Source organism: Falsirhodobacter sp. alg1 (assembly GCF_000739715.2).
Lineage (GTDB): Bacteria > Pseudomonadota > Alphaproteobacteria > Rhodobacterales > Rhodobacteraceae > Falsirhodobacter.
The window spans coordinates 65,074-76,852 of the sequence record NZ_BBJC02000001.1; the positions used below are offsets into that span (position 1 = coordinate 65,074).

8 protein-coding genes are annotated in these 11,779 nt (G+C 60.2%); 2 read left to right on the forward strand and 6 right to left on the reverse strand.

The window, feature by feature from the left end; translation table 11 throughout:
• Positions 1-143 precede the first annotated feature (143 nt).
• Positions 144-2,852, forward strand: coding sequence for a preprotein translocase subunit SecA (gene secA, locus TR36_RS00325; RefSeq protein ID WP_062762047.1), 2,709 nt, complete (start codon positions 144-146; stop codon positions 2,850-2,852).
• Between the two features lie 28 nt (positions 2,853-2,880).
• On the opposite strand, the gene radC is transcribed toward secA, so the two are convergent.
• The 4 genes from radC to pip form a co-directional block, all read right to left on the reverse strand.
• Entirely contained in the window at positions 2,881-3,633 is a 753-nt protein-coding gene (gene radC / locus TR36_RS00330; RefSeq protein WP_062762050.1) for a DNA repair protein RadC, read from the reverse strand.
• A 75-nt stretch (positions 3,634-3,708) separates the two neighbouring features.
• Positions 3,709-4,854, reverse strand: coding sequence for a molecular chaperone DnaJ (dnaJ, locus tag TR36_RS00335; RefSeq protein ID WP_045393356.1), 1,146 nt, complete (start codon positions 4,852-4,854; stop codon positions 3,709-3,711).
• Between the two features lie 71 nt (positions 4,855-4,925).
• A complete protein-coding gene (gene dnaK / locus TR36_RS00340) occupies positions 4,926-6,833 on the reverse strand; it encodes a molecular chaperone DnaK (RefSeq protein ID WP_045393359.1) in 1,908 nt (635 codons plus the stop codon).
• A gap of 146 nt (positions 6,834-6,979) precedes the next feature.
• Positions 6,980-7,978, reverse strand: coding sequence for a prolyl aminopeptidase (gene pip / locus TR36_RS00345; RefSeq protein WP_045393362.1), 999 nt, complete (start codon positions 7,976-7,978; stop codon positions 6,980-6,982).
• A 57-nt stretch (positions 7,979-8,035) separates the two neighbouring features.
• Between pip and ubiG the strand changes: the two genes are divergently transcribed.
• A complete protein-coding gene (gene ubiG, locus TR36_RS00350; protein ID WP_062762053.1) occupies positions 8,036-8,794 on the forward strand; it encodes a bifunctional 2-polyprenyl-6-hydroxyphenol methylase/3-demethylubiquinol 3-O-methyltransferase UbiG in 759 nt (252 codons plus the stop codon).
• Here ubiG and TR36_RS00355 read toward each other — a convergent pair.
• Both TR36_RS00355 and xylB read right to left on the reverse strand, forming a co-directional pair.
• Positions 8,743-10,239: an FAD-dependent oxidoreductase gene (locus tag TR36_RS00355; RefSeq protein ID WP_045393368.1), complete on the reverse strand. Its 1,497-nt coding sequence runs from the start codon at positions 10,237-10,239 to the stop codon at positions 8,743-8,745. The two genes, ubiG and TR36_RS00355, sit on opposite strands and share 52 nt — an antisense overlap.
• 57 nt (positions 10,240-10,296) lie before the next feature.
• Entirely contained in the window at positions 10,297-11,736 is a 1,440-nt protein-coding gene (gene xylB, locus TR36_RS00360; RefSeq protein ID WP_045393371.1) for a xylulokinase, read from the reverse strand.
• Positions 11,737-11,779: the final 43 nt, after the last annotated feature.

The following is an 11,779-nucleotide window of genomic DNA, read 5'->3' on the forward strand; positions in this document are numbered from 1 at the left end:
CTTACATCGCAAAGCGTCGCGAGCGCGGGACCGCCGAGGCTTTCCGCCGTTATATGTAGCAAGGCGGATTGGACGGGCAAGGCCGCAGGCTCACACGATCTTGTCACGAGGCCCTCCGTTATTCGGGCCGATCCGGAGAGAATATGCTCGGTTTTGGAACGCTCGCACGGAAGGTTTTTGGCTCGCCCAATGATCGTATTGTAAAATCGGTTCGTCCGTTGATTGCAAAGATCAATGCGCTGGAGCCCGAGTTTCAGGCATTGAGCGATGAAGGCCTGAAGGCAAAAACCGCCGAATTCCAGCAACGCGCCCAAGGTGGTGAAAGCCTTGACGATTTGCTTCCAGAAGCTTTTGCGAACTGCCGCGAAGGGGCGCGCCGCGCCCTTGGGTTGCGGGCCTATGATGTCCAGCTCTCGGGCGGCATCTTCCTGCATCAGGGCAATATCGCCGAAATGAAAACGGGCGAGGGCAAGACTCTCGTCGCGACCTTCCCTGCCTATCTGAATGCCCTGACCGGCAAAGGCGTGCACGTGGTGACGGTCAACGACTATCTGGCCAAACGCGATGCCGGATGGATGAGCAAGGTGTACGCCCAGCTGGGGCTGACAACCGGCGTCGTCTATCCGTTCCAGCCCGAGCCGGAGAAGCGTGAAGCCTATCGCGCCGACATTACCTATGCCACGAACAACGAACTGGGCTTCGATTACCTTCGTGACAACATGAAGAACTCCATCGAGGAGATGGCGCAGCGCGGTCACAATTTCGCCATCGTGGATGAGGTGGACAGCATCCTGATCGATGAGGCGCGGACGCCGTTGATCATCTCCGGCCCCTCGCAGGACCGTTCCGAGCTTTATACCGCGATCGATGCGCTTATCCCCAGCGTGACCGAAGAACACTTCAAGCTGGACGAAAAGACGCGCAACGTCACCTTCACCGAAGAAGGCAACGAGTTCGTGGAGCAGGAATTGCGCCGGATGGGCCACCTGCCCCCCGACCAGTCCTTGTATGACCCCGAGAGCACGACCTTGGTGCACCACGTCACACAGGCATTGCGCGCGCACAAGCTGTACCAGAAAGACCAGAACTATATCGTTCGCGATGGCGAGGTCATGCTGATCGATGAATTCACCGGTCGGATGATGAAGGGGCGCCGCCTGTCCGAAGGCCTGCATCAGGCCATTGAGGCAAAGGAAAACGTCAAGATCCAGCCCGAGAACGTGACGCTGGCCAGTGTGACCTTCCAGAATTACTTCCGCCTGTACGACCGCCTGTCGGGCATGACCGGAACCGCCGTGACCGAAGCCGAAGAATTCATGGAAATCTACAAGCTGGGCGTGGTCGAGGTGCCGACCAACCGTGGCGTCAACCGGACCGATGAACACGACCAGGTTTTCCGCACCGCGCGCGAGAAATATCAGGGCGTCGTGGCTGCGATCAAGGAAGCCCATGCCAAGCAGCAACCGATTCTGGTGGGGACCACATCAATCGAGAAATCGGAAATGCTGTCCGACCTGCTGACACAGGAAGGCATCACGCATAACGTCCTGAACGCGCGCCAGCATGAGCAGGAGGCACAGATCGTTGCCGATGCCGGTAAACTGGGTGCCGTGACGATCGCCACCAACATGGCAGGGCGCGGAACCGACATCCAGCTGGGCGGCAGCGTGGAGATGAAGGTGATGGAGGCACTTGCCGCCGATCCCGAAGCGGATCCGGACACCCTCCGCGCACAGGTCGAAGCCGGCCATGCCGAGGAAAAGGCCAAGGTTCTGGCTGCCGGGGGTCTGTTTGTGCTGGCGACCGAGCGCCATGAATCGCGCCGCATCGATAACCAGCTGCGCGGTCGCTCGGGCCGTCAGGGGGATCCGGGCCGTTCGGCATTCTTCCTTTCGCTGGAAGATGATCTGATGCGCATCTTCGGGTCTGAACGTCTGGACAAGGTTCTATCCACCCTGGGTATGAAAGAAGGCGAGGCCATCGTTCACCCTTGGGTCAACCGCAGCCTTGAAAAAGCGCAGGCAAAGGTCGAGGCGCGTAACTTCGACATGCGCAAGAACCTGTTGAAATTTGACGATGTCATGAACGACCAGCGCAAGGCCATTTTCGGCCAGCGTACAGAAATCATGGCCGCCGAGGATCTGTCCGAGATCGCGCAGGATATGCGGCATCAGGTGATCGAGGATCTGGTGGACGAATTCATGCCGCCCAAATCCTATGCCGACGGCTGGGATACCGACGGTCTGCATGCAGCCCTGCTGGAAAAACTTTCGCTCGACCTGCCGGTTGCCGAATGGGCGGCCGAAGAAGGCGTCGATCAGAATGACCTGCGGGATCGCGTCTATGCCGCCTCCGACGCGATGATGGAGGAAAAGCTTCAGCAATTCGGCCCCGAAACGATGCGGAACATCGAAAAGCAGGTTCTTTTGCAGGCGATCGACAGCAAATGGCGCGACCATCTGCTGACGCTGGAGCATCTTCGCTCGGTTGTCGGTTTCCGTGGCTATGCGCAACGCGATCCGCTGTCGGAATACAAGACCGAAGGATTTGCGCTGTTTGAATCCATGCTCGGCTCTTTGCGTCAGGATGTGACACAGCGTTTGGCCCAGATCCGCCCGCTGACCGAGGAAGAGCGTCAGAACATGCTGGCGCAGATGATGCAGCAGCGCGGCGTGGCGGTTCAGACCGAAGCACCGACCCAGCCCGCACCGGAACAGCCTGCGCCTGTGGAACAGGAAGAAGGCCCGACCGAAGACATTGATCCCTCCATCTGGGGACAGGTAGGGCGGAATGATCCCTGCCCATGCGGTTCGGGGGAAAAATTCAAGCATTGCCACGGCCGGCTGGCCTGATGCACACGGGGGCCACAGGCCCCCGTTTTCATAGATACCCTGCCGCGCGGAACGAAAGTTCCTGCCCCTTGCCGATAATCAGATGGTCATGCAGCGTCACACCCAGGGCCTGCCCTGCATCCTGTACCTGCACCGTCATGGAGATATCCGATTGCGAGGGCGTTGGATCGCCCGACGGGTGGTTGTGCACCAGTATCACGGCCGAAGCATTCAGCTCCAACGCGCGTTTCATGACCTCCCGCGGGTAAACCGGCACATGATCGACCGTCCCCCGCGCCTGTTCCTCGTCTGCGATCAGCACGTTCTTCCGGTCCAGATACAGCACACGAAACTGTTCCGTTTCCCGATGCGCCATCGCGGTATGACAATAATCCAGCAGTGCATCCCAGGATGACAGAACCGGGCGGTGCATGACCCGCGCACGCATCATACGCTGCGCTACAGCCTCAAGGATCTTCAGATCCTGCACAACTGCCTCCCCCACACCCTTGACCATCAGCAGCCGCGCTGCGGGCGCTGTGACAACACGGTTGAGGTCACCGAATGTTTCCAGCAGCACGCGCGCGAGTGGTTTGACATCCTGCCGGGGGATGGACCGGAACAGCACCAGTTCCAGCAGTTCGTAATCCGGCATCGCCGTCGCCCCCCCTTCCATGAAGCGGGTACGAAGACGTTTGCGGTGATCAGCAATATAAGACGGCAATTTGCCCGCCATTGGCACGGGCACCGCCTCATCATCGTCGAACAAACGCGGGGCTTCGTGGAATGCGGGTGTGGTCATTTCGCCAGATGCCCAAATCACCGTTACCAAACGGTTAATACGGCAAAGAAAAGGCCGCCCGAAGGCGGCCTCGTATCAGCTTTTCATTCCGTCCCAGAATCGCTTCACCTGTGAAAAGAAGCTTTTGCCTTCGGGGTTGTTATCCACCGAAAGGGCATCGAACTCTCTCAGGATCTCTTTCTGGCGTGATGTCAGATTGACCGGTGTTTCGACCGCAATCTCGATCATCATATCCCCAAACCCGGCCCCACGCAGGGCAGGCATACCCTTACCACGCAGACGCATCTGCTTGCCGGTCTGGGCACCTGCGGGCACCTTTACACGGCTCATCCCGCCGTCGATGGTCGGCACCTCCACCTCACCGCCCAAAGCGGCAGTGGCAAGCGTGATCGGCACACGGCAGAACAGATGCACACCGTCCCGCTGGAACAGCGTATGCTCCGTCACCTCGATGAAGATATAAAGATCGCCCGATGGTCCACCGCGCAATCCCGCCTCACCCTCACCGGCCAGACGGATACGTGTGCCGGATTCTACCCCCTTGGGGATATTCACGGACAATGCGCGGTCTTTCTCGACCCGTCCAACGCCATGACAGACCTTGCACGGATCCTTGATAATCTGGCCAAGGCCGCTACAGGTCGGACAGCTCCGCTCTACCGTAAAGAATCCCTGCTGGGCACGGACCTTACCCATCCCCGCACAGGTCGGGCATGTGGTCGGCTCTGCGCCACCCTCGGCCCCCGTGCCATGACAGGCGTCACAGGCCAGAGAAGACGGCACGTTGATCGTCTTGTTCACACCGCTGAAGGCTTCTTCCAGCGAGATGGTCAGGTTGTACCGCAGATCGGAACCGCGCTGCACACGGCTGCGCTGCTGTCCGCCGCGACCGCCAAAGCCGCCGAACAAATCCTCGAATACATCCGAAAACGCCGAGGAGAAGTCTGCATGCTGACCATAGCCGCCACCACGCTGGCCACCGCCGCCCATTCCGCCTTCGAACGCTGCATGGCCGTAACGGTCATAGGCAGCTTTCTTGTCGGGATCTTTCAGAACATCATAGGCCTCGTTCACTTCCTTGAACTGGGCCTCGGCATTCGGGTTGTCAGAGTTGCGGTCCGGGTGAAGCTCTTTCGCTTTGACGCGATAGGCTTTTTTCAATTCTTCGGCCGAAGCGCCTTTGGCAGCCCCCAGCACATCGTAATAATCACGTTTCGCCATTCAGGGTCCCCGATAGAATGGGGTAAGGCGGTCCGTCCCCGGACCGCCTCCCCATCTGTGATCCTAAAGGATCATTTACGCTTGTCGTCTTGGCCAAGATCTTCGAAATCGGCATCAACGATCGTGTCGTCGTCAGTTGCGCGCGGGCCGTCTTCGGCGCCATCGCTTTCGGCTTGCGATGCCTTGTAGATCGCTTCACCCAACCGCATCGAGGCTTCGGTCACGTTCTGGATACCACCACGGATCTTGCCGATATCCTCGCCTGCCAGTGCCTCTTCCAAGGGCCCCATTGCAAGCTCGATGGCTTCGACGGTGGATGGATCCACCTTGTCGCCATGCTCGGCAATCGATTTCTTGGTGGAGTGCAGAAGGCTCTCGCCTTGGTTCTTCACTTCTACCAGTTCGCGACGGGTCTTGTCCGCTTCGGCATTCGCCTCGGCATCCTTGACCATGTTCGCGATCTCGTCATCGGACAAACCGCCCGAGGCCTGGATCGTGATGTTCTGCGACTTGTTCGTCCCCTTGTCCTTGGCCGAAACCGAAACGATGCCGTTGGCGTCGATGTCGAAGGTAACCTCGATCTGCGGCATTCCGCGTGGTGCGGGCGGGATATCCTCAAGGTTGAACTGGCCCAGAATCTTGTTGTCGGCAGCCATTTCGCGTTCACCCTGGAACACGCGGATGGTCACGGCATTCTGGTTGTCTTCGGCAGTCGAGAAAACCTGGCTCTTTTTAGTTGGGATCGTCGTGTTACGATCGATCAGGCGGGTAAACACACCACCCAGCGTTTCGATCCCGAGGGACAGCGGTGTCACGTCCAGCAGAACCACGTCCTTGACGTCGCCTTGCAGAACACCGGCCTGAATTGCAGCACCCAATGCCACAACCTCATCAGGGTTCACGCCCTTGTGCGGCTCCTTGCCGAAGAACTTGGTCACTTCCTCGATCACTTTGGGCATGCGGGTCATACCGCCGACCAGAACAACCTCGTCAATATCCCCGATCGACAGACCGGCATCCTTCAACGCAGCCTGACACGGCTTGATCGAGTTCTTGATCAGATCGTTGACCAGGCTTTCCAGCTTGGCACGGGTCAGCTTCATGACCATATGCAGCGGCTGGCCGTTCGAACCCATCGAGATGAACGGCTGGTTGATTTCGGTCTGCTGGCTGGACGAAAGCTCGATCTTTGCCTTTTCCGCAGCTTCTTTCAGACGCTGAAGCGCCATCTTGTCGCTGGTCAGATCAACGCCATGCTCTTTCTTGAATTCGTCGGCCAGATAGCTGACGATGCGCATGTCGAAATCTTCGCCGCCAAGGAAGGTATCGCCGTTGGTCGATTTCACTTCGAACAGGCCATCGTCGATCTCGAGGATGGTGATGTCGAAGGTACCGCCACCAAGGTCATAAACCGCGATGGTACGCGTTTCTTTCTTGTCAAGGCCATAGGCCAGTGCGGCAGCCGTCGGCTCGTTGATGATGCGCAGCACCTCAAGGCCTGCGATCTTGCCAGCATCCTTGGTCGCCTGACGTTGGGCGTCGTTGAAATACGCCGGCACCGTAATGACGGCCTGCGTGACGCTTTCACCCAGATAGGCCTCGGCAGTTTCCTTCATCTTCTGCAGGATGAATGCCGAAATCTGGCTGGGGGAGTATTTGTCGTTGCGCACCTCGACCCAAGCATCACCGTTGCCGCCATCCACGATGGAATAGGGAACCAGCTTCTTGTCCTTGGTCACTTCGGCATCTGTCGTCCGGCGGCCAATCAGGCGCTTTACGGCAAATACGGTATTCGAAGGGTTGGTCACAGCCTGACGTTTGGCGGGCTGCCCTACAAGGCGTTCACTCTCGGTGAAGCCTACGATCGACGGCGTCGTACGCGCGCCTTCTGCGTTTTCGATAACTCGGGGTTGTGCACCATCCATGATGGCGATGCAGCTGTTTGTCGTCCCGAGGTCGATCCCGATGACTTTGGCCATATTAATGCACCTCTATTCGCGGCGATTTATGGGTTCCAGGCCCGTAAACGGCCCCTGGATCCCGATCCCAGATTAAACCGACCAGGGCGGCCGCCCTACCCGGCTACGCAACGCTATATAAGGAGCGTGTTTTGGCGCTGCAAGCGTCACACGGCTGTGATGCGCCGAGAATTCTGCCCATTTCGCAGATCGTCCATAATCAGCAGCAGCTTTTGCGTGATCCCCGGCTCGGAGATCGCATGCCCCGCCGCCGGAACTAGATGGAGCGCGGAGCGCGGCCAGCCTTCCGCCAGACGATGGGCGGAAACAGGCGGACATATCATATCCTGACGTCCCTGCACGATATGGGTTGGGATGCCTTCGATCACATGGCGGTTGGCCAGAATCCAGCCATCACTCTCCAAAAAACAGCCGTTCATGAAGTAATGGTTCTCCAGCCGGGCAAATGCCCGGGCATAGTCGAGAGGGGCCGTCACCCGTGATCCATCCGAATGGACGGAGGCCAAGGCATGCTCCCATGATGACCATATTCCACCAAAACGCATCTCGTCCGCCGTATCCCCGGAAAACAGCCTGCGATTGTAGGCGGCAATCGGATCAATACGCTCGGCCTCGGGGATCAGCGCGATGAAGCGCGCCCATGCGTCCGGAAAAAACTGCGCAGCGCCGCCGCGATAGAACCAGTCCAGCTCGGCATTCGTCCCCAGAAAAACACCCCGCAGCACCAGCGCCTTCACCCGGTCAGGGTGGGTGATGGCATAGACAAGCGCAAGCGTGGACCCCCAGCTTCCGCCGAACACGGTAAACTGGTCGATCCCGAGGGCAATCCGGATACGCTCTATATCGGCAACCAGATCCCATGTCGTATTCTGCGCGATTTCCGCATGTGGACGTGAACGTCCGCAGCCGCGCTGGTCAAACAATACCGCGCGGTAATGCTCGGGGTCGAAGAACCGCCGCAGCATGGGCGAACACCCGCCGCCCGGCCCGCCGTGCAGCACCAGAACAGGCTCGCCCTCCTGCTGGCCGCACTGCTCCATATAAACACTGTGCCCATCCCCTACATCCAGCATCCGTTGGTCGAATGGCTCGATCGGGGGATAAAGAGCAGTGATATTTCGCTTTTGGTCTGACCTGTGATCCATCTGGGCCTATATAGACGGAAAGAGCGCCATGTCGCCCAAAAAAGCAGGAGCCACCCCATGACAACAACCATCGATCCGTCCGAAGTGGCCAAATTTGAGGCGATGGCGGCAGAATGGTGGGATCCGAACGGCAAATTCAAACCCCTGCACCAGATGAACCCCTGCCGGCTGGATTATATCACCAGCCAGATCGCGATGGAGTTTGATCGGGATCTGTCGGCCACCGCACCCTTCGCGGGGCTTCGCGTGCTGGATATCGGCTGCGGGGGCGGATTGTTGTCGGAGCCACTGGCGCGGCTGGGGGCCGAGGTCGTCGGGGCCGATGCGGCCCCGCGCAACATTCCTGTGGCGCAGCTGCATGCCGAGCAATCGGGCCTGACCATCGATTACCGCCACACGACAGCCGAGGCGCTGGCCGAAGAGGGCGAAGAATTCGATGTCGTCCTCAATATGGAGGTTGTGGAGCATGTGGCCTCTCCGCGCGATTATCTGGCGGCATGCCATGATCTGCTGAAACCGGGCGGTTTGATGCTGTGTTCCACCCTGAACCGCAATGCCAAAAGCTTTGCAATGGCCATCGTGGGGGCCGAATGGGTCATGCGCTGGCTGCCCAAGGGCACACATGACTGGAACAAGTTCATCACCCCGGATGAGCTTTATGACCTGCTGCGCGGTGCAGGGCTCCGGCCTGTGGATCGCAAGGGGATGGTCTTCAATCCGATTGGCTGGTCATGGAGCCTCTCCCCCCGGGATCTGTCGGTAAACTACGTTACCGCCAGCTTGCGCCCCTCGGCATCCCACTCTGCCTCGGCCTGAAGCGAGGGAATGTCGCGCTGGCATGTCAGCAAAGCGCGATTCCCCTCGTAGTGGATTGCAAATTCTCCGCCATCCACATCCCCTTCGATGGTGCGCTGTTCGGCGGATCCATGGCCGACGTAGCGCAGCTGGGTTCCGTAGTGCCCCGACCAGAAGAACGGCGTATCCGCAAAGGGCCCATGCTCCATCCCCATGAAGCAGCGGGCAAGATACTGGCCTTGGCGCTGTGCATGGACCCAATGTTCGACCCGAAGCGCCTCGCCGCCACGCGGATCAGGATAACGGGCAATGTCGCCGATTGCATGGATATCGGGATTGGACGTCCGCAGCATTGCATCCACCGCGACCCCATCCTCGGAAGGGCCGAGTGCCAAACCGGCCTGTGATGCCAGATCGACACGCGGGCGCACCCCGATACCAGACACAACCAGATCAGCCGTGATTTCCAACCCGTCATCCAGCACCACGCTATTTTCATCGTAGCGGGCGATGCTGCGCCCGACATGAAATGTCACCCCGTTTTGCTCATGCAGGCCTTGCACGAACCCGCCCGCCTCGGGGCCGAGGATCTTGGCAAGGGGTACCGGATCATGCGTGACCACATCCACACGCAGACCCTGGCCGACAAGGGCCGCCGCCACCTCCAATCCGATAAACCCCGACCCCAGAACGACAGCGGTCTTGCTATCGTTCGCAGCGGCAATAAGGGCATCGGCATCCGCCAGATCACGCAGCAGATATACATTCGTGACACCGGCAAAATCGGGCTGTGTCGCCTGCGCGCCTGTCGCCAGCACTAGTCGACCATAGGCGATCCGGTCACCGGCCGCCGTTGTCACCTCCTTGGCAACGGGGTCGATGGCGCTGACCGTTACGCCCGTACGAACATCCACCCCTTTGGGAGCTGGCAAAAAGCAGTCATCCCGCGGCTTCTTGCCTGCCAGATACTGTTTGGAGCACATGGTCCGGTCATAAGGGGCCTCATCCGCGGTCAGCAACGTGACACGCGCTCCCTGACCATGGCGGCCCATCATCTCGGCCAATGCATGGCCTGCGGCACCACCCCCGATAACCACGATCCGATCCCCGTCCCCGGCAGGCTTGACCACAGGCACCTTGTTCGGCTTTGGCAGAACCCGAATGCGCCCATCTGCCTGTTCGACAGGATAGCAGGACAGAGGGGTAATCGCAGGGGCCCCGACGGCCTCGCCCGTGGTCAGGTCAAATCGCGCATGGTGCCATGGACAGCGGATTTCGCCTTCGGCCACCAATCCGTTTTCCAAGGGTGCGGACAGATGTGTGCATTCCCCCGACAATGCCCGGACGACGCCATCCTTCCGAACAAGGATCACGGATTTCCCATCGACCGTACCGGCCAGCGGCACGCCTTCGGTCAGGGCGTTCGCATCAATTCCCTGGGTGAAATCGGGTTTCTGGTCGGTCATGACAATCCTCCGGGCTGTACTGCCGGGTCAATCCCGCAGCACAGCCGAAGGTTCCGCTCAGACCAGACCGGCAATCGCCTCCCGTGCCGCCGAATACCGGCAATGGCCTTCATCAAAGGCATCTGCCAGATCCGCGACAGGCTCGAACCGTTGTGCGATGGGCGGCAGGGTCAACACTTCCGGCCCCGCGCCGGTGGCCGCCATCAGGGCCAGACGGGCCGCGCCGAAGGCACCCCCGAAATCCCCCGCAGCGGGACGATCCACTGGCACGCCCAAGGCTGTGGCCATCATGGAAAGCCAGTAGTCAGAGCGGGAGCCGCCACCCACCGCAATCAGCGTTTCCAGCCCTGTACCGGTGGAGGCCAGCGCATCCCGGCAATCCCGGATGGCAAATGTGACCCCCTCCAGAACTGCGCGCGTTCCGGCCTCACGGTCCGTTGCGTGACCCAGGCCGACAAAGGCCCCGCGAATCGCGGCGCTGTTCACGGGCGTGCGCTCTCCGCCCAGATAGGGAAGGAAACTTGCGGTTCCCGGCGCACGAAGCGCACCCAGATCCCGCGTCAGGGTGGCTGCCGATTGCCCGACCATGCCCGCATACCAGTTCAGCGCGTCCGTGGCCGAAAGGATAACCCCCATCTGGTGCCATGCGCCGGGTAGCGCGTGGCAGAATGTATGCACCGCAGTGGCAGGCGCAGGGTGATACCCTTCGGTTGCAGCAAACAGCACCCCCGAGGTCCCGAGCGATACGAACCCCGCCCCCGGCCTCACCACTCCCACGCCGATGGCCGAAGCGGCATTGTCGCCGCCACCGCCCGCCACTACCACATCTGGGGGCAGCCCCCATTCCGCAGCCAGTTCCGCCCGCAGCATGCCCGACACGTCGGACCCTTCGACCAGACGCGGCATGTGGCCGCGCGATAGCCCCGTCGCCTCCAGCAACCGGTCCGACCAGTCTCGTGCGCCGGTATCCAGCCAGCCGGTTCCTGCCGCATCCGACATCTCGGCCACATGCTCCCCGGTCAGCCATAGGCGCAGGTAATCCTTGGGCAGCAGGACCTTGGCCACTCTGGCATGCAGATCCGGTTCGTGACGTGCCATCCAGACCAGCTTTGGCGCCGTGAATCCAGGGAACATGATATTGCCGCTGATCGCACGGAACATCGGATCCGCATCCATCGCGGCTGCCTCGATATGGCCGCGGGTGTCATTCCACAGAATGGCAGGGCGCAGCACGTTATCGGCATTATCCAGCACGGTGGCGCCGTGCTGCTGACCGGACAATCCGATCCCGCGCACCGCCCCCAGATCGGCTGCGGCCCCCAACACCGCCATGACCGTTCTGGCGGCATCGATCCAATCGGCGGGATCCTGCTCCGACCAGCCCGGATGCGGGCGCTGTACGTCAAGGGGGGATGTCGCCTCGGCCAGAACCCGTTGCCTGTCGTCGATCAGGATGCCCTTGAGGCCAGAGGTGCCCAGATCAAGTCCGATATACATGTGCAACGCCTTTTTTCATGCGGGCCACGGTGCCCATAATGCC